The 21,455-nt window shown below is 70.5% G+C and carries 21 protein-coding genes and 1 pseudogene; 11 read left to right on the forward strand and 11 right to left on the reverse strand.

The genetic code is table 11. From position 1 onward, the window contains the following. Positions 1-115 precede the first annotated feature (115 nt). Both ABTX62_RS22270 and mca read right to left on the reverse strand, forming a co-directional pair. The gene (locus tag ABTX62_RS22270) at positions 116-424 is read right to left on the reverse strand and encodes a hypothetical protein (RefSeq protein WP_352117798.1); all 309 of its coding nucleotides are present in this window, start codon (positions 422-424) and stop codon (positions 116-118) included. Then, positions 417-1,298, reverse strand: a complete 882-nt coding sequence (mca, locus tag ABTX62_RS22275) for a mycothiol conjugate amidase Mca (protein WP_352117799.1) — start codon at positions 1,296-1,298, stop codon at positions 417-419. The genes ABTX62_RS22270 and mca overlap by 8 nt, the downstream gene beginning before the upstream one ends. A gap of 147 nt (positions 1,299-1,445) precedes the next feature. On the opposite strand from mca, the gene ABTX62_RS22280 reads away from it, so the two are divergent. Both ABTX62_RS22280 and greA read left to right on the forward strand, forming a co-directional pair. Further along, complete coding sequence (locus ABTX62_RS22280) at positions 1,446-1,844, forward strand: DUF4307 domain-containing protein (protein WP_352117800.1); 399 nt, start codon at positions 1,446-1,448, stop codon at positions 1,842-1,844. A 178-nt stretch (positions 1,845-2,022) separates the two neighbouring features. Then, positions 2,023-2,520: a transcription elongation factor GreA gene (greA, locus tag ABTX62_RS22285; protein ID WP_352117801.1), complete on the forward strand. Its 498-nt coding sequence runs from the start codon at positions 2,023-2,025 to the stop codon at positions 2,518-2,520. A gap of 124 nt (positions 2,521-2,644) precedes the next feature. Here greA and ABTX62_RS22290 read toward each other — a convergent pair whose 3' ends face one another. The 5 genes from ABTX62_RS22290 to ilvA all read right to left on the reverse strand — a co-directional run bounded on the left by ABTX62_RS22290 (position 2,645) and on the right by ilvA (position 7,312). Continuing rightward, complete coding sequence (locus ABTX62_RS22290) at positions 2,645-3,193, reverse strand: (2Fe-2S)-binding protein (RefSeq protein ID WP_352117802.1); 549 nt, start codon at positions 3,191-3,193, stop codon at positions 2,645-2,647. Then, positions 3,180-3,854 carry an HAD family hydrolase gene (locus ABTX62_RS22295; protein WP_352117803.1) on the reverse strand — a complete coding sequence of 225 codons (675 nt, stop codon included), beginning with the start codon at positions 3,852-3,854 and terminating at the stop codon, positions 3,180-3,182. Before ABTX62_RS22295 ends, ABTX62_RS22290 begins: the two co-directional genes overlap by 14 nt. A gap of 140 nt (positions 3,855-3,994) precedes the next feature. Next, complete coding sequence (locus tag ABTX62_RS22300) at positions 3,995-4,813, reverse strand: ABC transporter permease (protein WP_352117804.1); 819 nt, start codon at positions 4,811-4,813, stop codon at positions 3,995-3,997. A gap of 141 nt (positions 4,814-4,954) precedes the next feature. Beyond that, the gene (locus tag ABTX62_RS22305) at positions 4,955-5,932 is read right to left on the reverse strand and encodes an ATP-binding cassette domain-containing protein (protein ID WP_352117805.1); all 978 of its coding nucleotides are present in this window, start codon (positions 5,930-5,932) and stop codon (positions 4,955-4,957) included. Between the two features lie 150 nt (positions 5,933-6,082). After that, positions 6,083-7,312, reverse strand: coding sequence for a threonine ammonia-lyase (gene ilvA, locus ABTX62_RS22310; protein WP_352117806.1), 1,230 nt, complete (start codon positions 7,310-7,312; stop codon positions 6,083-6,085). A gap of 163 nt (positions 7,313-7,475) precedes the next feature. Here ilvA and ABTX62_RS22315 point away from each other — a divergent pair, with 163 nt between their 5' ends. The 3 genes from ABTX62_RS22315 to ABTX62_RS22325 all read left to right on the forward strand — a co-directional run bounded on the left by ABTX62_RS22315 (position 7,476) and on the right by ABTX62_RS22325 (position 8,944). After that, positions 7,476-7,982 carry a MarR family winged helix-turn-helix transcriptional regulator gene (locus ABTX62_RS22315; protein WP_283969388.1) on the forward strand — a complete coding sequence of 169 codons (507 nt, stop codon included), beginning with the start codon at positions 7,476-7,478 and terminating at the stop codon, positions 7,980-7,982. 184 nt (positions 7,983-8,166) lie between these two features. Continuing rightward, complete coding sequence (locus ABTX62_RS22320; RefSeq protein ID WP_352117807.1) at positions 8,167-8,670, forward strand: sigma factor-like helix-turn-helix DNA-binding protein; 504 nt, start codon at positions 8,167-8,169, stop codon at positions 8,668-8,670. 25 nt (positions 8,671-8,695) lie between these two features. After that, the gene (locus ABTX62_RS22325; protein WP_283969386.1) at positions 8,696-8,944 is read left to right on the forward strand and encodes a hypothetical protein; all 249 of its coding nucleotides are present in this window, start codon (positions 8,696-8,698) and stop codon (positions 8,942-8,944) included. 111 nt (positions 8,945-9,055) lie between these two features. On the opposite strand, the gene ABTX62_RS22330 is transcribed toward ABTX62_RS22325, so the two are convergent. After that, positions 9,056-10,210 (reverse strand): cystathionine gamma-synthase, encoded by a 1,155-nt coding sequence (locus ABTX62_RS22330; RefSeq protein ID WP_352117808.1) that lies wholly within the window; start codon positions 10,208-10,210, stop codon positions 9,056-9,058. A 118-nt stretch (positions 10,211-10,328) separates the two neighbouring features. Here ABTX62_RS22330 and ABTX62_RS22335 point away from each other — a divergent pair, with 118 nt between their 5' ends. The 5 genes and pseudogenes from ABTX62_RS22335 (at position 10,329) to ABTX62_RS22355 (ending at position 15,040) form a co-directional block, all read left to right on the forward strand. Further along, positions 10,329-11,447 carry a hypothetical protein gene (locus tag ABTX62_RS22335; RefSeq protein ID WP_352117809.1) on the forward strand — a complete coding sequence of 373 codons (1,119 nt, stop codon included), beginning with the start codon at positions 10,329-10,331 and terminating at the stop codon, positions 11,445-11,447. Between the two features lie 81 nt (positions 11,448-11,528). Next, positions 11,529-11,848 (forward strand): annotated as a pseudogene (locus tag ABTX62_RS22340) (peptide-methionine (S)-S-oxide reductase); the annotation flags it as partial. A gap of 135 nt (positions 11,849-11,983) precedes the next feature. Next, a complete protein-coding gene (locus ABTX62_RS22345) occupies positions 11,984-13,114 on the forward strand; it encodes an AI-2E family transporter (protein ID WP_352117810.1) in 1,131 nt (376 codons plus the stop codon). A gap of 92 nt (positions 13,115-13,206) precedes the next feature. Continuing rightward, positions 13,207-13,899: a DUF4389 domain-containing protein gene (locus ABTX62_RS22350; protein WP_352117811.1), complete on the forward strand. Its 693-nt coding sequence runs from the start codon at positions 13,207-13,209 to the stop codon at positions 13,897-13,899. Between the two features lie 58 nt (positions 13,900-13,957). Further along, entirely contained in the window at positions 13,958-15,040 is a 1,083-nt protein-coding gene (locus tag ABTX62_RS22355; RefSeq protein WP_502997998.1) for a DUF5829 family protein, read from the forward strand. A 19-nt stretch (positions 15,041-15,059) separates the two neighbouring features. Here the strand turns inward: ABTX62_RS22355 and ABTX62_RS22360 are convergent, their stop codons facing one another. Further along, entirely contained in the window at positions 15,060-15,443 is a 384-nt protein-coding gene (locus ABTX62_RS22360; RefSeq protein ID WP_352117812.1) for a VOC family protein, read from the reverse strand. A 197-nt stretch (positions 15,444-15,640) separates the two neighbouring features. Next, complete coding sequence (locus ABTX62_RS22365) at positions 15,641-16,681, reverse strand: NAD(P)-dependent alcohol dehydrogenase (RefSeq protein WP_352117813.1); 1,041 nt, start codon at positions 16,679-16,681, stop codon at positions 15,641-15,643. A 180-nt stretch (positions 16,682-16,861) separates the two neighbouring features. Between ABTX62_RS22365 and ABTX62_RS22370 the strand changes: the two genes are divergently transcribed. Beyond that, positions 16,862-17,770 (forward strand): helix-turn-helix domain-containing protein, encoded by a 909-nt coding sequence (locus ABTX62_RS22370; RefSeq protein ID WP_352117814.1) that lies wholly within the window; start codon positions 16,862-16,864, stop codon positions 17,768-17,770. Positions 17,771-17,833: 63 nt separating this feature from the next. Here the strand turns inward: ABTX62_RS22370 and ABTX62_RS22375 are convergent, their stop codons facing one another. Then, positions 17,834-21,148, reverse strand: a complete 3,315-nt coding sequence (locus ABTX62_RS22375) for a S8 family peptidase (protein WP_352117821.1) — start codon at positions 21,146-21,148, stop codon at positions 17,834-17,836. Positions 21,149-21,455 lie beyond the last annotated feature (307 nt).

Here is a 21,455-nt window from a genome sequence, read left to right on the forward strand (position 1 = left end):
GGCGGCGCCCCTCCCTGCGGACGGGTGCCCGTCGGCGGCGCTCTTCGGCTGCGCGCGGCGCGCCCGTCGGTGGCGTGTGGTGCCGGGAACCGACGGGTGGCGCCGCTCCAGGGGGTCAGCCTTGCTTCTTGCCGCCCTGGCCGGAGGGCTCGGCTTCCGCGGTCTCCGTGTCCTTCCCCGCCGGGTCCGCCGGGTCCGCCTGGGAGGGTTCCGGCTGGTCGGCCCTGGAGTCGGGGACCTGGGTGAAGTCGACCCGGTTCATGTGCCGGCTCATGGACTTCATCAGGGCCCACACCGCCACGGCCATCGCCGCGAAGACGATGAAGCCGAGGACGCCGGGGGTGACCTTGTCCTCGTCGACCTCCTTGGCGAAGGAGACGAGGTGCGTCATTGCCAGGCTTGCGCTTGCGCTCATGTCAGGCATTGTCGCGGATGCCCGCAAAGAGGTCGTCCTCGGGGAGGGAGGTATCGACGAGGGCCTTCGCCAGCTCGTACTCCTCCGTCGGCCAGACCTCTTTCTGGATCTCCATCGGGACCTTGAACCAGCCGCCGTCCGGGTCGATCTGGGTGGCGTGGGCGATGAGCGCCTTGTCGCGGATCTCGAAGAACTCGGCGCATGGGATATGCGTGGTGAGCGTGCGCTGCTTCATGCCGAACTCCTCCCAGCGCTTGAGCCAGTCCCCGTAGGGGGACTCCAGGCCGCGGTCGAGCATCGCCTGGTGCAGGGCCTCGGTGCGCGGGCGGTTGAAGCCCTGGTTGTAGTAGAGCTTCTGCGGCTGGTAGGCGGGGCCGTACTCCGCCTCCGGGTACTTCTCGGTGTCCGCCGCCGACTCGAACGCCACCATGGAGATCTTGTGGGTCATGATGTGGTCGGGGTGCGGATAGCCGCCGTTCTCGTCATAGGTGGTGATCACCTGGGGGCGGAAGGCGCGGATCTTGCGCACCAGCTCCCCGGCCGCGTGGTCCACGTCCTCCAGGGCGAAGCAGCCCTCCGGCAGCGGCGGCAGCGGGTCACCCTCGGGCAGCCCGGAGTCGACGAAGCCGAGCCACTCCTGCTTGACCCCCAGGATCTCCCGGGCCTCGTCCATCTCCTTCTTGCGCACCTCGTGAATGTGCTCCTCGATGTACGCGTCGCCCTGGAGCTTGGGATTGAGGATGGAGCCGCGTTCCCCGCCCGTGCAGGTCACGACCAGCACGTCCACCCCCTCGGACACGTACTTCGCCATGGTCGCGGCGCCCTTGCTCGACTCGTCGTCGGGGTGGGCGTGAACGGCCATCAGTCGCAACTGGTCAGTCAAGACTCAATCCTCAGTAAGTCGGCGCCCTGTGTGCGTCGGCGCAATCAGCGGCTTCTATAGTGACCGAATCGGGGGGCGAATAATTCCGGGGCCCGGCCCTGGAGCCCCTTCCGGGACCTTCGTCCCGGCCCGGTCTGGAGGACGATCATGAGTACGGCGAGCACGCGACTGCCCGAGGGCCGATACGGCCGTTCCTCGGACGAGCGCGCCGACCGCACGCTCAAGGTCGTGGGGGCCGTGCTCGCGGTGGCGCTGCTGGGGCTCGTCGGCTGGTTCGGTTACCACTACGTCGCCCAGAACGAGATCAGCGCCGAGGTGATCAGCTTCGAGCCGGGCAAGGAGTCGGTGCGGGTGCATCTGGAGGTCCGCAAGGACGCCGGCGCCGACGGCTACTGCACCGTGCGCTCGCAGGCCGAGAACGGGGCCGAGGTGGGCCGGGCCGACTTCCGCTTCGACGGGGACGACACCCGCATCGACAAGGTCGTCACACTCCGTACGACCTCCCCGGGGACGACGGCCCAGCTGCTGGGCTGCCACGCCGGCTGACCACAGCGCGCGTCACCTGGAATACGTACGGCCTGACCTGCATTGACGTGATTCTGGTCGCTTATGTCCTCCCCCTTGGGCTCCTGAATTGTTAGGCTCGTGGTTTCGCCCTTCCGTGAAGGAACATTCTTCTGTGTAGGGCGATGCTTTGTATTCCCAGTACCTACGAGGAGCACCTGTGACCCAGACCAGCGAGAACGTCACCTGGCTGACCCAGGAGGCGTACAACAAGCTCAAGGCTGAGCTTGAGCACCTTACTGGTCCCGCGCGGGCGGAGATCTCCGCGAAGATCGCCGCAGCGCGCGAAGAGGGCGACCTGCGTGAGAACGGCGGGTACCACGCGGCCAAGGAGGAGCAGGGCAAGCAGGAGCTCCGTGTGCGCCAGCTCACCCAGCTCCTCGAGAACGCCAAGGTCGGCGAGGCGCCCGCGGCGAACGGCGGGGTGGCTCCCGGCATGGTCGTCACGATCGCCTTCGACGGCGACGAGGACGACACGCTGACGTTCCTGCTCGCCTCCCGCGAGTACGCGAGCTCCGACATCGAGACGTACTCGCCGCAGTCCCCGCTGGGCACCGGCGTGATCGGCCACAAGGTCGGCGAGGACGCGGAGTACGAGCTGCCGAACGGCAAGAAGGCCCTGGTGAAGATCCTCAAGGCCGAGCCGTACGAGGGCTGACCCACCCCCCTCCGAGCCTTGGTCTGCCCCCGGTGCCGCTGTGCGGCACCGGGGGCATTCTCATGCTGTCGCCGAACGGTACCTGCGCACCGCCAGGGCCCCACCAGGATCAGGATCGAGTGGGTCAGCGAGGCCCAGACGGGTGCTGCATGGGCCAGGCGTCCGACGGCGACTGTCTGCGACGAGCCGGCCTCCCTGCCGAGTTCGCCGTCGCCGCGTGATCCGGTCCGGCCGACCGGAGCGGGGACATGACCAGCAGGCCCGCCGTCAAGATGCCTCGTTCGCCGCCCGGTGTTCGGGATGAGCCGAGTCCGGGCTGCCGGCGGAGTCGGCCCCGTAGGCCACGGCCGGATGCCGGACGGGGCCGACGGGTGGGAAGTGTCTCAGTCCAGGTCTGCGGCCGCGGATGGAGCTCGTCCACATGGCCAGCGGAGCCAGGAAGCCCAGGGCGACGATCAGCCGGAGGGCGCCGCGGCTGCCGAGAAGGGTGCCGGTACGAGGCGGACCCGCAGCGCGTGTCGACCTCCACCACGTAGTCCCCGCAGCCGGATCCGGCGCCCGTCTCGTCACGCACCGCCGCCGCGTCGCGGTGGCCCGCCCGGATCGTCGCCACGATCTCGCTCTCCGGCACCCGCGCGCACAGGCAGATCAGCGGATCGTCACTGCCGGACACCGTCGCCCAGTTCTTCCGCCCAGCGGACGAGTTCGGCGTCGGCGAGTGAGGAGGCCAGCCAGTCGTGGTCCAGCGCGGCGCCCGCCAGGGAGGGCACGGTGACGACGTAGAGGCCCGCCGCCCGGGCCGACGCGATGCCGGTGGCGGAGTCCTCGAAGGCGACCGAGCGGCCCGGGAGGGCGCCCAGCGCCTCGCACGCCACCAGATAGAGGTCGGGGGCCGGCTTGGCCGTGATCACCTCGTCGGCCGCGAAGGACACGGGGAAGTAGTCGGCGAGGCCGGACGAGGTGAGCGCGGTGTCGAGCAGTTCCCGGGGGGAGTTGCTGGCGACCGCCACCGGAAGGGCCGCGGCACAGCGCTTGACGAGTTCGGCGGCGCCGGGGAGCGCGTCGGCCCCCTTTGCCAGCTCCTCGCGTACCAAGCCGAGCAGTTCGGCGGCGAGCTCGCGGCCGGCTCCGGGCCTGCCGAAGTACTCGGCCATCGCCTCGCCCGCGCCCTGCAGCGTACGGCCGATGACCAGGGCCTTCTGCTCCGGGCCGAAGTCGTGGCCATGGGCGGCGAAGATCTTGGTCTCGGCCCTGGTCCAGCAGACCTCGGTGTCGACCAGGAGTCCGTCACAGTCGAAGACGACCGCTTGCGGGGCGGGGGGAAGGGCGCTCACTCTTCATTCCTCCAGTCGGCGGCCGCGACCGTGGCGAGCAGCGGCGCGACACCTGTTCGTTGCAGTCGATCCATGGTTCCGCACTCAGAAGCGAGCCTGCCGCCACCTGGCCGACCCTGACGAAGAGCATCCGGAAACCGTCAACCGGTCGCCCGGCGATACTTCCGGACCGCGAGCGTGCGGAACACCAGGACGATCACGACCGACCAGATCAGCGAGGCCCAGACGGGGTGCTGCATGGGCCAGGCGTCGGGTGTCTGGAAGCCCGGGGGAAGGTTGCCGAACAATTCGCGGCATGCCTGCACCGTGGCGCTGAACGGGTTCCACTCCGCGATGTGCCGCAGGAAGGTGGGCATCTGGTTCGCGTCCACGAAGGCGTTCGAGATGAACGTCAGCGGGAACAGCCAGATCAGGCCGCCCGAGGTCGCTGCTTCAGGAGTCCGCACGGACAGGCCGATGAGTGCGCCGATCCAGGAGAACGCGTAACCGAGAAGCAGGAGCAGCCCGAAGCCGACGAGCACCTTGCCGATGTTCTCGTGCGTGCGCCAGCCGACGATCAGGGCGACGACCGCCAGGACGACGAGGGTGAGTGCCGTCTGCACCAGGTCGGCGAGGGTGCGTCCGGTCAGCACCGCACCACGTGCCATCGGCAGGGAGCGGAAGCGGTCGATGAGGCCCTTGTGCATGTCGTCGGCGATGCCCGCACCCGCTCCCGCCGTAGCGAAGGTGACAGTTTGAGCGAAGATGCCGGCCATCAAGAACTCGCGGTAGGCCTGGGTGGAGGTGGACGAGCCGACCTGGATGGAGCCACCGAACACGTAGGTGAACAGCACCACGAACATGATCGGCTGGATCAGCCCGAAAATGAGCATCTCGGGAATCCGGCCCATGCGAATCAAGTTCCTGCGGGCGATGACCGCGGAATCGTTGATGGCGCTCACTTCACCTGCTCCTTCCATGCGTCGGTCCGCCGGTTGCGGAGGTGCGGCGAGAGGGATCCTGTCGATACGCGCGAGCAGGATTCGGGACCAGCGAGTCCCGGATCGACTGGCTGACCGGGTTCGCGGCCGGGGCGACCCGCACGGTGTCGGCGACGGCGCTCACTGGGCGGCCTCCTTGTCGTTCTCCTGGTCCTTGATCTCGGCCACGTGTCCCGTCAGGGACAGGAAGACGTCGTCGAGGGTGGGCCTGCGCAGGCCGATGTCGTCGATCTCGATGCCGCGCGTGTCCAGTTCGCGGATGACCTCGGCGAGGAGCTTGGCGCCACCGGTCACGGGCGCGGTGAGCTTGCGCATGTGGTCTTCGACCTTGGTCTCGCCCTTGCCGAAGCCGGCGAGGACCTCGGCGGCGGCCTGGATGTGCTCGCGCTCGTGGACGACGACCTCGACGCGCTCGCCGCCGGTGCGGGCCTTGAGCTGGTCGGAGGTGCCCTGGGCGATGACCTTGCCGTGGTCGACCACCGCGATGTCGTGGGCCAGGTGGTCGGCCTCCTCCAGGTACTGCGTGGTGAGCAGCAGCGTGGTGCCGCCCGAGACCAGTTGCTTGATGACCTCCCACAACTGCTGGCGGTTGCGGGGGTCGAGGCCGGTCGTCGGCTCGTCCATGAACATGACGGGGGGTGAGACGACCAGGGCCGCGGCGAGGTCGAGGCGGCGGCGCATGCCGCCCGAGTAGGTCTTGGCGGGGCGGTCGGCGGCGTCCGCGAGGTGGAACTGCTCCAGCAGTTCGGCCGCGCGCTCCTTCGCCGCCTTCGCCCGCATCTGGTAGAGCCGGCCGACCATCTGGAGGTTCTCCCGGCCGGTGAGGTATTCGTCGACGGCCGCGAACTGGCCGGACAGGCCGATGGAGCGGCGGACCGCGTCGGGCTCTTTGAGCACGTCGATGCCCGCGACGACCGCGCGTCCGCTGTCGGGCCGCAGCAGGGTGGTCAGGCAGCGGACGGTCGTCGTCTTTCCCGCGCCGTTCGGCCCGAGCAGGCCGAGGACCGTGCCTTCGGGCACGTCGAGGTCGACGCCGTCCAAGGCCTTGACGTCACCGAAGGTCTTGACCAGCCCTTCGGCGTAGATGGCGCCTGGCATATGAGTCTCCACGTCTTCGTAGATGACCGGACCGGCGTCCGGCTAGGCTTTCCACCGACGCAGCATAACGCGATGTATCGCGTCTCACAACGCGTTCAAGCGCGTTGCCCTGCGTGAGACGAAAGGATCTTGGGCCGGCTCCAGGGGCGCTCAGCCGATGACCGTGTAGCCCGCCTCGCGCAGCGCCTGCCCCACCTCGGCACAGTGCGCCGGTCCCTTCGTCTCCAGGTGCAGCTCGACCTCCGCCTCCGTGAGCCCGAGCCGTGGGTCGGTCCGCACATGGCTCACGTCGAGGACGTTAGCGTCGACCACTGACAACACGCCCAGAAGAGTGGCGAGAGCCCCGGGCCGGTCTGTCAGCCGCAGCCGGACCGCGAGATAGCGGCCCTGCGCGGCCATGCCGTGCCGCAGCACCCGCTCCATGAGCACGGGATCGACGTTGCCGCCGGACAGCACCGCCACGACCGGGCCCTCGAAGGTGCCCGGATCGCTCAGCAGCGCCGCGACCGGGCTCGCCCCCGCCGGCTCCACCACCAGCTTGGCCCGTTCCAGGCACAGCAGCAGCGCGGCGGACAGTTCGTCCTCGCTGACCGTGCGCACCTCGTCGACCAGCTCGTCGACGATCCCGAACGGCACGTCGCCGGGCCGCCCGACCTTGATGCCGTCGGCCATCGTCGCCGGGTTCTCGACCGTCACCGGCCGCCCCGCCGCCAGCGAGGGCGGGTAGGCCGCCGCGCCCGCCGCCTGCACACCCACGATCCGCACGTCCGGCCGTACGGCCTTCACCGCCACCGCGATACCGGCGGCCAGCCCGCCGCCGCCGATCCCGACCAGGATCGTGCGCGCCTCGGGGCACTGCTCCAAAATCTCCAGGCCGACCGTGCCCTGGCCTGCGATGACGTCGGGATGGTCGAAGGGGTGGATGAACACCGCACCCGTCTCCGCCGCGTACTCCTGGGCGGCGGCCAGCGTCTCGTCGACCACCTGGCCGTGCAGCCGCACCTCGGCCCCGTAGTCCCGGGTGGCGCTGACCTTGGGCAGCGGGGCGCCGTTCGGCATGAAGACCGTGGAGCGCACCCCGAGCAGGGAGGACGCCAGGGCGACCCCCTGCGCGTGGTTGCCGGCGCTCGCGGCCACGACACCGGCGGCGCGCTCCTCGGGCAGGAGACCGGCGATCCGGACGTACGCGCCGCGCAGTTTGAACGAGCCCGTCCGCTGGAGGTTCTCGCACTTGAGGTGCACCGGCGAACCGACCATCTGGGACAGGTGCCTGCTGCCCTCCATCGCCGTCACCCGTGCCACACCCGAGAGCATCTTCTGCGCGCCGCGCACGTCGTCGAGGGTGACGGGCCGAAAGGAGTCAGCCGTGCTGTAGCTCATGACTCCAGCATCGCAGTTCACAGGCGGCCACTACCGTTGTGACCAACCTCCGAGACCCGCTTTGCGCAGCGCCGGTACGGCCCGCCTTCCGGCCGCGTACCCTGTCCCCCAATCTGCCAGCCCTCCACGAAGTGAGCCCCCGGCCATGCCCACAACACCTGAAATGTCGATGGACATGACGACCGTCGGTGACACCGGTCTTCTCGACACGCTGCAGCACGAGGTGGCGCTGTTCGCCCGCCGTGCCGAACAGACCCGGCTCGGCGGCGTCGGGCAGGTGCGCAATTCCATGGACCGCGCCGCGTATCTGCTGCTCAACCGCCTCGACAAGGAAGGGCCGATGGGCGTCAAGGCGCTCGCCGCGAGCATGGGGATCGACTCGTCGACGGTCACCCGGCAGGTGGCTCCGCTCGTGGACACCGGTCTGGTCAAGCGCACCTCCCACCCCGAGGACGGGCGCGCGGTGGTGCTGCAGCTGTCCCCGCGCGGGCAGGCCCGCCTGGAGGAAGTGCGCTCCTCACGGAGGCAGTTGATGGCCGAGCTCACCCACGACTGGCAGCCGGAGGAGCGCGAGGCGTTCTGCGACCTCCTCACGCGCTTCAACACCGCGCTGTCCTCCCGGATGGCGGCGCAGGGGATGCCGGGCCCGGAGGCGCAGCCGGCGACCTGAGTACCGCACGGCACTCACTCGTACGGCTTCGGCACGACGGCCGGGACACCACGCGCGCGTGGCGCCGCCCGAGCCGTGCGCGGCTCTTGACCCCGGGGCCCTCCCTGGCCTGATATGAGACCGGGTCCCCGTTCCTGTGCGACCGGGGTCCGCACGCTCAGGTCGCCGTCAGGCGGGAGGCGCGGTGCTGGAGCGGCATGCGTCCCGGGCCGCCCGTCGCGCCCGGGAGTTCGAGGCGTTCGTCGCGGGCGCGGCCGGGCGGCTGCTGCACGCCGCCACGCTGCTCACCGCGGAGGCCCCGGACGACAACCCCCGCGCGCGGCGCCTGCTGACGCTGTCACTGGCTCACACGTACGCGCGCTGGGACCGGCTGCGCGGCGAGGACCCCTACGACCACACCCGCTCGCACCTGGCCACCCGCTTCGCACGCGGCGCGTGGCGCCACGTCGTCGGAGTCGGCCGCTCCCGGCCGCATCCCGCGAGCCCGCTGGCGCCGCTGACCCCGCAGGAACGGCTGATCCTGGTGCTCAGGCTCCACGAGGGCGTCGCCGAGGAGCAGACGGCGGCCCTGCTCGGCCTGTCCCCGCAGCGCGTACGCGCGATCTGCCACCGGGCGGCCTCGACCCTGCTGCACCGGCAGCGGGGCCCGGCCCCCGCGGTGACGGCCGCGAAGGCGGTGCCGTCATGAGAACGGCCGGCGACCGGAGGGCGCGATGAGGGAGAACGACCGCGACGCGGCCGTACGGCGGCTGCTGGAGCAGGCGCCACGGCCCCTGCCGCCGGAGATCCACCCGGAGGCGGTGCGCCGGGGCGCCCGCATCCTGCGGCGCAGGACACTCGCCCGCCGCGTCCTGTGGCTGCTGCTCTTCGCGTCCGCGGTGGCGTTCACCGTGTGGGCGCTGACGGCCCGCCCGTGGGTGGAGCCGCCGTCCGACACGACTCCACCCCTCACCGGCTGGTGATCCCGCCGAGGGCCTGCCGGGGCCTGTCGTCCGGATCATCCCGGCGTCGCGGGGCTCGGGCCGGCTGACAGCGGCCGAGCCTCACAGCCGGTCCGATCCGGACAGCAGGTCCTAGCCCAGCGCCTGCTGGAGGTCCTCCAGCAGGTCGTCGGCGTTCTCGATGCCCACCGACAGACGCACCAGGTCGGCCGGGACCTCCAGCGCCGAACCGGCCACGGAGGCGTGCGTCATGCGGCCGGGGTGCTCGATCAGGGACTCGACGCCGCCCAGGGACTCGCCCAGCGTGAAGATCTCGGCCCGGTTGCAGACCTCGACGGCCGCCTCCTCGCCGCCCTCGACGCGGAAGGAGACCATGCCGCCGAACGACTTCATCTGCTTGGCGGCGACCTCGTGCCCCGGGTGCTCCGGCAGGCCCGGGTACAGCACGCTGCTCACGCGCGCGTGCCGGGTGAGCATGTCGGCGACCTTGACCGCGTTCTCGCTGTGCCGGTCCATGCGCACGGAGAGGGTCTTGGTGCCGCGCAGCACCAGCCAGGAGTCGAACGGCCCGGCGACCGCGCCCATCGCGTTCTGGTGGAAGGCCAGCTCCTCGCCCAGAGCGGCGTCGGCGGTGATCAGGGCGCCGCCGACGACGTCGGAGTGACCGCCCATGTACTTCGTCAGCGAGTGCACGACGATGTCCGCGCCCAGCGACAGCGGCTGCTGGAGGTAGGGCGTGGCGAAGGTGTTGTCGACGACGAGGCGGGCGCCCGCGTCCCGGGCGACCTGGGCGACGGCGGCGATGTCGGTGATGCCGAGCAGCGGGTTGGAGGGGGTCTCCACCCAGACGACCTTGGTCTTCGGGGTGAGGGCGGCCCGGACGGCGGCCGGGTCGCTGGTGTCGGCGACCGACCACTCCACGCCCCAGCGGGCGACGACCTTGGCGAACAGGCGGAACGTGCCGCCGTACGCGTCGTTCGGGATGACCACGTGATCGCCCGGGGTGAGCAGCGTACGCAGCAGGCAGTCCTCGGCCGCCAGCCCGGACGCGAACGCGAGACCGCGGCGGCCGCCCTCCAGGGCGGCGAGGTTCTCCTCCAGCGCGGTCCTGGTGGGATTGGCGCTGCGGCTGTACTCGTAGCCGCCGCGCAGCCCGCCGACACCGTCCTGCTTGTAGGTGGAGACCTGGTAGATCGGCGGGACGACCGCGCCCGTCAGGGGGTCGGCGGTGTTGCCCGCGTGGATCGCGAGCGTCTCGAAGTGCTGACTGATGTGCCTGTCGCTCATGAGCACCGAGGGTAGTGCGCCGACGCGACGAGCGCCGGGGGACGGGGCGAGCCGGGGTTTTCCACAGGTTCCGGGAGCAGGTTGGCCAATTGTCGGCGCCGTCTGGTTCGCTTGTCGTATGGAGATTCTCTGGGTCCTGATCGCGCTGGTCATGCTGGGCTTCGTGCTGCTCCCCTTCCTGCGGCGCAGGCGCGGTGCGGTAGGACTGGTCTCGCCCGACCATCCGGACGCGGCGGACCCGGCGAACTACGGCTTCGTCCTGGAGGAGGAGCTCGACATCCGCATGCCCGGCCCCGACCAGGACCTGCTGGACGTCCTGGACGTGGTGCAGCGCACCCAGGACTACCGAGCGGCACAGCAGCTCCTGGCGGGCACCGAGACGGAGGGCGAGCGGCGCTGGCAGCGCGTGCAGGCCTTCGCGGGTGCGGCCTCGCTGGAGCTCGCCCGGCGCCCCGGCGGGGTGGGCGAGGCGCCCGGCGGGCAGTGGCTGCGGGTGTGGCGCGCCGAGGCGCCCAAGGACGCGGGCGGTGCGGCGGTGCACGCCGAGTTCCTGGTGCAGCAGGCGTGGCGGACGGCGACCCCGGGGACGGACGAGTTCCGGATCATCATGGAGGAGGCGAGGACGGCGTGCGGCGAGGCGGCGCTGCTCGCCCCCGGTGACCCGATCCCGTACATCGTCGAGCTGTCGGTGGCCCGCGGTCTCGGCTACTCCCAGAAGGACTTCGAGCAGATCTGGCTGAAGATCCTGGACCGCGCCCCGGCCCACATGGGAGCGCACCTGGCCGCGCTGCACTACTGGTGCGAGAAGTGGCACGGCTCGCGCGCCGAGGCGTACGCGTTCGCCGAGGCCGCGGCGGCCCGGTCCCCCCGGGGCTCCCTCCTGTCGGCGATGCCCCTCTTCGCGGTCTTCGAGCACCTCCCCGAGGTGACCCTGGTCGCGAACTTCTGGCAGAGCGAGGTCGTCACGAAGGCGGTTCACGGCGCGCTGCACGCGGTGCACTCGGCCCGCCCCGACGACCCGATGCTCGCCCACGTGCGGCACATGCTGGTGTTCTTCCTGGTCCGCGGTGAGCGCTGGTCGGAGGCCATGAACCAGCTGATACACATCGACGGCCATGTGGGCGCCCTGCCCTGGACGCTGTCCGCCGACCCGGCGGCGGAGTTCGCGGTGTACCGGGCGCTCGCGGTGGCGGGCTACGAGGCGAACGGCGGCAGCCCGGCGAACCTGCCGCACTGAGCCCCGTCCGCGCCGGGACCCCACCGGAATTCCGGGGCGTCCCGGCGCGTCGACAGGGCCGTCGCCCCGATTGGAGACCGCATGTTCCCGCACAGCCGTACGCCTCAGCTGCCGACTCCCGAGCAGGCGCTGCCCGGCCGCCCGGAGCCGGTGTTCACGGTCCCCGACCGCCATACCGTCCTCGGCAACCCGCTGCTCGGCCCCTACCCCGAGGGCCTGCGGACCGCCGACTTCGGCCTGGGCTGCTTCTGGGGCGCCGAGCGCACCTTCTGGCAGCTCCCGGCAGGTGTCTGGACGACCCTCGTCGGCTACCAGGGCGGCCACACCGAGAATCCCACGTACGAGGAGGTCTGCTCGGCCTGACCGGTCACACGGAGGTCGTGCGCGTGGTCTTCGACCCGGAGCAGAGTCGGTCGCCAGGTTCTCCGGCCAACGACCGGTCCTGTACGTCTTCAGCGCGTGCACGGTCCGCTGACGGGCTCGTTCCTCGGGGGCCTGGCTGCCCCGGGCGGGCTGTCAGCCCATAGGGTGCCTGCGTGACTGCGCCCCTGAGTACCGAGAAGTCCCGTGCCGCGTTGCGGATAACCGCGCGGGTCTCCGTCCAGTTGCTGCTGGTGTTCGCCATGTCGGCCGTGGCGTTGTGGCTGCTGGGCCGCATGTGGCCGGTGGTGTGGCCGCTCGTGGTCGGGCTGCTGCTGACCACCCTGACCTGGCCCGCGGCCCGGTTCCTGCGTCGGCGCGGATGGCCGGCCGCGCTGGCGGCGTCGGTCGTGACCGTGCTGTTCCTGCTGGTCGCCGCCGGTGTCGTGGCGCTGATCGCCGTGCCGGTGGCCTCCCAGTCCGAGGAGCTGACCGACGGTGTCGTGGAGGGCATCGAGCGGCTGCGCGAGTGGGCCGCCGGTCCGCCGTTGAACATCGGGGACGCGCAGATCGACAGGGCCTTCGACAGCGCGGTCTCCCGCGCCCAGGAGGGCTTCGGCAGCATGGTGGGCGCCGTCGTCACCGGGGTGAGCACCGTGGTGAACGGCGTCGTCACCGCCGTCCTCGCGCTCTTCCTGATGTTCTTCTTCCTCAAGGACGGTCCCCGGTTCCTGCCGTGGCTGTCCCGTCAGCTGCCCGGCCGGCTCGCCACCGACGTGCCGACGGTGTGCGCCCGCGGCTGGGACACCCTGAGCTCCTTCGTGCGGTGCCAGGCGGCCGTCGGCCTGCTCGACGCCGTCCTGATCGGTCTGGGGCTGTGGATCCTGGGCGTGCCGCTGGTGCTTCCGCTGGCGGTGCTGACCTTCGTCTCGGCGTTCGTGCCGATCATCGGCGCCCTGTTCGCCGGTTTCGTGGCGGTGCTCATCGCGCTCGTCTCCAACGGCCTGACGGACGCGCTGATCGTGCTGGCGATCATCGTCGTGGTGCAGCAGCTGGAGGGCAACGTCTTCCAGCCCATGATCCAGAGTCGTGGCCTCGGCCTGCACGCGGCGGTCGTGCTGCTGGCGGTGACCCTGGGCGGCAACCTGGCCGGCATCGTGGGCAGCCTGCTCGCCGTGCCCGTGGCCGCGCTGATCGCGGTGGTGTGGAACTACACGCGCGAGCAGCTCGCCGTTCCGGCGGGCGAACCGGGACCCGGCGGACCGGAGACCGACGAACCGGACTCCGGCGGCGCCGTCCCGTCGTGATGGCCTCCGAAGGCGTCTGACACGCGAACGGCCCGCCCCGGTCGCGGGACTCCTCCTCGCTTGCGAGTCTGCGGGCGAGGAGGAAGCCGCCCATGATTCCTGTCGCCGCGTCACCCGTGCGTCTGGAGGCGTCCGTCGATCCCCGCCTGTCCCGGTGGATGTGGCTGGTGAAGTGGCTGCTCGCCCTTCCGCACTACATCGTGCTGCTGTTCCTGTGGATCGCGTTCGCCGTCGTGACCGTGATCGCCTTCTTCGCCATCCTGTTCACCGCCCGCTACCCGCGGGCGCTCTTCGACTTCAACGTCGGTGTACTGCGCTGGAACTGGCGGGTCGGCTACTACGCGCACACCGCGCTCGGCACCGACCGGTACCCGCCGTTCACTCTCGCCGACGTGCCCGACTACCCGGCGCACTTCGACGTCGCCTACCCGGAGCGGCTGTCCCGCGGACTGGTCCTGGTGAAGTGGTGGCTGCTGGCGATCCCGCAGTACATCGTCGTCGCGCTGTTCACCGGGGGCGGCTGGGACAGGCATGACGGCTGGCGGGGTGGGCTGCTGCCCTTCCTCTCCCTGGTCGCCGTCGTCGTCCTGCTCTTCACCGCCCGTTACCCGCGGCACCTCTTCGACTTCCTGATCGGCCTGGCCCGCTGGACGGCCCGGGTGACGGCCTACGCGGCGCTGCTGACGGATCAGTACCCGCCGTTCCGGCTCGACCAGGGCGGGCAGGAACCCCCGGTGGCGTCTCCACCGACACCACCACCGGCCTCCCCGATGACCAAGGGCTGACCCCGCAAGGGGTGCGATCCGCAGCGGAAGCGTTTCCTCCCGCTCTACGCTCCCCCACATGGTTCTCAGACGAGCGTTACAGCTGACCATGGTCGTCGCGCTGGCCCTCGCGGGGGCGGTCCTGGGCGGGGTGAACACGGCACGGGCCGAGGGGGACGGGACGTCGACGGGGCGGCAACTGCTGTTCTACAACCACGCCTACGGAGTGCTCGACCGGGCGACCGCGGACGCCGTCGAGCACTCCTCCTATCTGCGCGACTTCGCCGACTTCCAGGTCCGCACCACCACCGGTTCCGGCGGGCAGACGTGGACCGGCCGCTATCTGATGGGACGCGAGACCTACTTCGAGTTGTTCGGGGTGGACGACGTGCCCGGCAAGGACGGCACCCTCGGTGCCGCCGGCCTGGGCGTGTCCACCGAGCGCGCCGGTGACCTGGCCACGGTGATCGAGCGGCTGCGGAAGGCAGGGGTCAGCGACCCGGTCGAGTTCCGGCAGACGCGCGACTTCGGCGACGGCGTCCCCGTGCCCTGGTTCGACGCGGTCTTCACCGCCGACCGGTACGACCTCTTCGGCGCCTGGGGGATGGAGTACCGGCCGGAGTACTTCGCCGACCCGCGCGGCAACACCGAGCCCGCCTCCCACCCCGGTGACGTGGGCCGGGAACGGTATCTGTCCGACGCCTACCGCGACCACCTGATGCGGGACGTGACCGGCGTCCGGCTCGCGGTGACCGCACACGATCTCGCCGGTACGGTGCCGCTGCTGAAGGCCGGCGGGTTCGCCGTCCGGTCCCTGCCGGGCGGGGCCGTCGTAGCGAAGGGCGGCGGCACCACGATCCGGTTCGACGCCGTGCCCCTGGACCAGGTGGGCCTCAAGCGGGTCGAGATGTCGCTGAACCGGTCGGTGCCCGTCCGGCACGTGGAGCGGATCGGTCACTCGGCCCTCGTGGTCGGCCCGGGAACCCACGCGGTGTGGACCTTCGAGGACCAGGACCGGCCGGACGGGCCGACCGTGTCCGACCGAACCAGCGGGTCCGGCCGGGGCTCCCACACCCACGGCCAGGGCGGCGAGGTCGTAGACGTGCGGCCCGGTCATGTCCGGGACCGGGCCGGTATGACGCGCGGCGGCACGACGAGGTGACGAGCGGGGGTGCGCGGGCTCAGCCGCCGCTGCCGTAGGGCCGCGTGATGATCTCCAGGCGGTGGCCGTCGGGGTCGTTGAAGTAGGCTCCGCGGCCGCCGTCGTTGTGGTTGATCTCGCCGGGCCGGCTGTGGAACGGGTCCGCCCAGTACGTCAGGCCGGCCTTCTGGATGCGACCCAGGATCTCGTCGAACTCGTCCTCCGAGACGAGGAAGGCGTAGTGCTGCGGCGAGATGGCTTCGGAGCTGTCCATGAAGTCGAGCGTGACGCCGTTGGGGATCTCGACCGGGAGGAACGGGCCGTAGGGCGGACTCACGTCGAGGCCCAGGAGATCGGCGAGGAAGCGGGCGGAAGCACGCTTGTCGTGTGCGGCGACGATGGTGTGGTTCAGCTGCACGGTCATGGTGGGCCTCCCCTGACGTACCCGGCGAACCCCTCTGGTGCACTCCCCCACGTGTACCCCGCGTGCGCCCCGTCGTGCACCGGGGATGCCCTGAGCGCCCAGGCATGTGGCCGGGGCGCTCAGGACTGCCTCACGGGGAGGAGGACGCGCCCCGGCGCGCGGCGGGGCGCTCAAGGCGGCCCACGCGGAGCAGGGCCTCAGATCGTCGCCGTGTCGATCACGAACCGGTAGCGCACGTCGCTGGCCTGGACCCGCTCGTACGCCTCGTTGATCCGGTCACCGCTGATGACCTCGATCTCGGCGCCGAGGCCGTGCTCGGCGCAGAAGTCCAGCATCTCCTGGGTCTCGGCGATGCCGCCGATCATGGAGCCGGCGAGGGTCTTGCCGCCGCCGATCACCGAGAAGAGGTTGAGCGAGACCGGCTCCTCGGGGGCGCCGACGTTCGCCAGCGTGCCCTCGGTCCTCAGCAGCGACAGGTAGGCGTTGAAGTCCAGCGGCGCGGACACCGTGGACACGATGAGGTCGAACGTGCCGGCCAGTTCCTCGAAGGTCTTCGGGTCGCTGGTGGCGTAGTAGTGGTCGGCGCCCAGCCGCAGGCCGTCCTCCTGCTTGCGCAGGGACTGCGACAGTACGGTCACCTCGGCGCCCAGCGCGTGGGCGATCTTCACGCCCATGTGGCCGAGGCCGCCCAGGCCGACGATCGCGACCTTCTTGCCGGGGCCGGCGCCGAAGCGCTTGAGCGGGGAGTAGAGGGTGATGCCGGCGCACAGCAGCGGGGCCGCGACGTCGAGCGACAGGCCGTCGGGGATGCGGACGACGAAGTTCTCGTCGACGACGACGTTCTCCGAGTAGCCGCCGTAGGTGGGCTCGCCGTCCTTGCCGATGCCGTTGTACGTCGGGACGTTGCCCTGCACGCAGTACTGCTCACGGCCGGCCTTGCAGTTCTCGCACTCGCGGCAGGAGTCGACCATGCAGCCCACGCCCACGCGGTCGCCGACGGCGAACTTCGTGACGCCCTCGCCGACCGCGGAGACGACACCGGCGATCTCGTGGCCGGGGACCATCGGGAAGATCGCCTCACCCCAGCCCTCCTGGGCCTGGTGGATGTCGGAGTGACAGATGCCGGCGAACTCGATGTCGATCAGGACGTCGAACTCGCCGACCTCGCGGCGCTCGATGGTGGTGCGCTCCAGCGGAGCCTTGGGAGCGGGAGCGGCGTACGCAGCAACAGTGGTCATGCCGGGGTTCTCCTAGCGGGGGTCGTGCGCCCGGCCGCCTTCTGGATCTTCTGACCGGGCACGATCACCAGCCTGCCCGATCCGCGGGTACTCACCCAGACCACGCTTTTGCGTACGCACACGGTGCGTACCACTGGCGGGGTCAGGCTCGTGTGCGTACGACCGTGAATACTGGACGGCATGGACGAACAGCCCGAACCCGCACAGACGCCTGGCGGCGGCCTGGACCGGCGCGCCGAGCTCAGTGAGTTCCTGCGCACCCGGCGGGCCCGGCTGAAGCCCGAGGAGGTGGGCCTGCCCGACTTCGGGCGGCGGCGGGTGCCCGGACTGCGCCGGGAGGAGCTGGCGCAGCTGGCCGGGGTGTCCGTGGCGTACTACACGCGGCTGGAGCAGGGCAACGGCCGCAACGTCTCGGCGGAGGTGCTGGACTCGATCGCGCGCGCTCTGCGGCTGAGTGACGCCGAGCACGCGCACCTGACGCATCTGGCGAAGCCGAAGCAGCACAAGAAGAAGGCGGTGGCGCGCAGCCCGCAGGTGCGGCCGGCGCTGCGGCATCTGCTGGACTCGATCGACGGCGTCCCGGCGTACATCGTCGGTCGCCGCTCGGACATCCTGGCCTGGAACCGGATGGCGTCGGCCCTCTTCGGCGACTGGGCGCAGATGCCCGCGCAGGAGCGGAACTGGGCGCGGATGGTGTTCCTCCGGCCGGAGTACCGCGAGCTGTACCTGGAGTGGGAGCAGAAGGCGGCCGACATGGTCGGCTACCTGCGCATGGACGCGGGCTGCCACCCGGAGGACCCGCGGCTGTCGGCGCTGGTGGGCGAACTCTCCGTGAAGAGCGAGGAGTTCCGCCGCCTGTGGGCCGCCCACGACGTCAAGGAGAAGAGCTACGGCGTCAAGCGGATGCGGCACCCGCTCGTCGGCGACCTGACGCTGTCCTTCGAGACGTTCCGCCTGATCGACGACGCCGAGCAGTCCCTGATCACGTACCACGCGGAGCCGGGCACACCGTCGGCGGACGCCCTGCGCCTGCTGGCGAGCTGGGGGGCGGACGCGGCCCGGGCGGGGACCGAGAGCCCGGCCCCGTAGACGCGGAGCGGCCCGCCGGAAGCCGAGGCTCCCGGCGGGCCGCTCACAGACGGGCCCTACGGCCTACTTGCCGTAGTACGCGTTGTAGATCGAGATCGTCGACTTGTTGCCCTTCTTGTCGGCGATCTTTGCGTGGAAGGAGATGGCCTTCCCCTTCGCCGGGTTCTTGAAGGAGACCTTGCCCTGCTTGACGGCGAGCTTCTTCCAGGTCTTGCCGTAGTCGTACGACACGTACACCGACAGCGACTTCAGGTTGCCGCCCTTGGCCGCGCCCTCGACCGTGACCGGAACGGTGACCCGCTTGCCCGCCGGGACCTTGCTGTCCAGGCCGGTGGCCGCGTGGAAGCGGGCCGTGGAGGCGGGCAGCTGCTTGAGGTCGGAGGTCTTCTTCGAGCGGAACGTCCAGCTCGCGTCGATGCGGGTGGAGGCCGCCGCGACCTTGACGCTGCGCTTGACCGACGTCGTCAGCTTGTACTCGGCGTCACCGGCCGGGACCTTGAACTGCTTGTCGCCGAACAGCGGGTCGTCGTTGCTGCCCACCTTGGTGCCGTTGCGGTACAGCGTCGTGTTGACCGACGAGAACTTCGAGTAGCCCACGTTGCCCTTGCCATCGGCGAACAGCGGCAGGGAGCCGAAGATCTCGTTGCCCTCGCGGAAGACGCCGAAGTCGGCGGTGAGCCGCGGCCCGAAGACGGCCGTGTTGACGGTCTCGGAGTAGCTCTTGCCGGCCGCGTACTTCTGCTGACCCATCGAGTAGGCGGCCTCGTCGATCGGGAAGCCGTCCGGGTCCACCCCGCCGTACTGGGAGAACTCCAGCTGCCACTGCACACCGCCCTGGGCGGACAGGTGCAGCTTCCGGGTGCCGGGCAGGGACTGCTGGATGCCGATCGAGGAGGCGCCGGTGCTCCAGGGCATCCAGCCGACCGCGTTGACCGCGCCCTTCTTGCCGGACGTCGGGGCGCCGAGGCCGACCTTCACCGTGGCCAGCTCACCGGCCTTGTAGTGCTTGGTGAAACCGGTGGCGAGCTGCTTGACCGGGCCGCCGGCGACGGTGTTGTACTCCTCGTTGGCGCCCTTGCTCCAGTGGCCGTCCCACTGCTGGGTCACCGAACCGTCGGTGATCTTCGGGCCGACGTGGGCGCTGCGGATCTCGGTGAAGGAGTCCAGCCACCAGCCGAAGCCGTAGCTGGAGTCACCGGCCGTCACCGTGTAGTCGGCCGAGGCGAACTCCGACTTGACGCCGGTCGCCGGGACGGTGATGTCCACCTTCTTGGCCTTGCGGGCGTCCAGCGTGACCGTCGTGTTCTTGGTGACGTTCAGCTTGGGCTGCGCGAGCCAGTCGACGCCCGCGAACTCCTCGGGGTCGTCGCCCACGTAGACGCTGCCGTTGAGGACGTAGGTGCCCTTGGGCAGCCGCGTGGTGACCGTGCCGTCCGCGTCGTAGGGCATGACCCACTTGCCCTCGCCCAGGCCCGCGATGCCGCTGAGGTCGGCGCTGTAGTTCTTCGCCGGCCGGCCGTCGCGGTTCAGCACCTTCAGCGTGACGTCGTACGACTCGACCTCGCGCTGCACCGCCGCCGCCGTGCGCACCGTCTGGCCGCCGCCCGTCGCCGTCACGTACGAGGAGTACGCGCCGTCGAGCGTGCCGCCCAGCTTGGTGTTGACGGTGAAGGGGACGGAGGCCTTGCCGCCCGCCGGGACCGTCACCGAGGTGGCGCCGAGCTTGAAGAAGCCGGCCGGGGCGGCCTGGCCCTTCGGGTCGGTGGCGGTCGACGCCAGCTTCAGCGTGACGTCCTTGGTACCGAGGTTGCGGTACGTCAGCTGCTTGGTGACCGGCTTGTCGTCGGTGTGCGGCCACTGCTGGATGCCGAAGCTCACCGACACCGGCTCGGCGATGACGGTCTGCTTGACGGCCTTGTCGACCTGGATCCGGCCCGAACCCTGCTGGAACGGCGTGTACGTGCCGCCCTTGGTGGAGCCGGTGAGAGCGCCCTTCAGCTCGGGGTACTTCCACTCGGGGTGCTGCTGCTTCAGGATCGCCGCCGCGCCCGCCACGTGCGGGGTCGCCATCGACGTACCGGAGATGGTCATGTAGCCGGCCGGCTTCTCGCCGACGTCCTGGGCTATCAGGTTGCCCGGGGCGGAGGCCGCGGTGATGTCCACACCGGGCGCGGTCACGTCGGGCTTGAGAGCGCCGTCCATGCCGGGGCCGCGGCTGGAGAAGTCGGCCAGCTTGTCCTTGTCGTCGACCGCGCCGACGGTCAGGGCCGCGGCGGCGCTGCCCGGGGAGCCGACGGTCTGCTCACCGAAGTCGCCCTCGTTGCCGGCCGCGATGGCGAACAGGACGCCCTTCTCCTCGGAGAGCTTGTTCACCGCCGCTTCCATCGGGTCGATCGCAGGCGTGTCCAGGCCACCCAGGCTCATGTTGATGACGTCGGCACCCTGCGCGGCGGCCCACTCCATGCCGGCGACGATCTCGGAGTCGTTGCCGAATCCGGCGTCGTCGAGCACCTTGCCGTTGAGGATCTTGGCGCCGGGCGCGACACCCTTGTACTTGCCGCCGGACTTCGCGCCGGTGCCGGCCGCGATGGCGGCGACGTGGGTGCCGTGGCCGACCTTGTCGGTGGTGTCGGGCGCGGCGGAGAAGTTCTTGGCGTCGACGACCTGACCCTTGAGGTCGGCGTGCGTGCCGTCGACACCGGTGTCCAGGACGGCGATCTTGACGCCCTTGCCGTCGTAGCCGGCGGACCACGCCTTGGGTGCGCCGATCTGCGGGACGGACTTGTCGAGGCTGGCCTTGCGGACGCCGTCGAGCCAGACGTGCGCGATACCGGCGGCCGTTTTGTCGCCGTTGGTGACGGCGTCCCACAGCTCGGGGGTGTCCCCCTGCGGCGTCTGGACCGCGTCGGCGTTCAGGGTCTTCAGCGTGTGGCTCACGGTGCCCGCGTCACGGACGTCGGCCTTGGTGTCCGCGGCGCTGCCGCGGTAACCGACGATGACCTTCAGGCCCTTCTTCTGGGCCTTGCGGGTCGTGGACTTGTTGAGCTCGGTGACGTCGAAGAGACGCTGGTCGAGCTTGCCGGTGGCGACCAGACGGGCCGCGTCGGCCGGGATCACGAGGGTGTGACCGTCGATCTTGCGGACCTGGACGGGTATGTCCTCACGGCCCTTGGCCCGCTCCAGGCCGACCACGCGGCCCTTGGCGTCCAAGGAGACCCGGTCGCCGGTGATCAGCGTGATGTGGTGCTTGGCGGTGAGCGAGGCCGGCTTGGAGGCGGCGGCCGTCCGTCCGCCGTCGGCCGACGCCGGACTGGTCATGCCCGCCGCGAGGGCCACGGCTGCCGCTGTGGCGACCGTGGCCGCGCACGCCCTTTTCACTTGTCTGCGCAAGTTTCCCCCTTGCCGAAGAACCGGGTGAATTCCCTGTTCACCCGGCCGGGGGTGGTCTCGTACGCATGCCCGTACGCCCCCCGGAATACGCAGTATGCCGAGGGGTGATCAGGTGCTCAATAGATGAGAGGAAGGTAAGAACTCCGTCGGCCGACTGTTACACGGTCGCCGGAAGTCCGTTACAGGACAGAGGAGTTGCGCCAGGTCTTCGACGAAACCTCCCTCGGCTCGCTCCAGGGTCACATCGCGGTCGGACACGCCCGCTACTCGACCACCGGCGCCTCCGTCTGGGAGA

The organism is Streptomyces sp. NPDC096046, from assembly GCF_040303285.1.
Classification (GTDB): domain Bacteria; phylum Actinomycetota; class Actinomycetes; order Streptomycetales; family Streptomycetaceae; genus Streptomyces.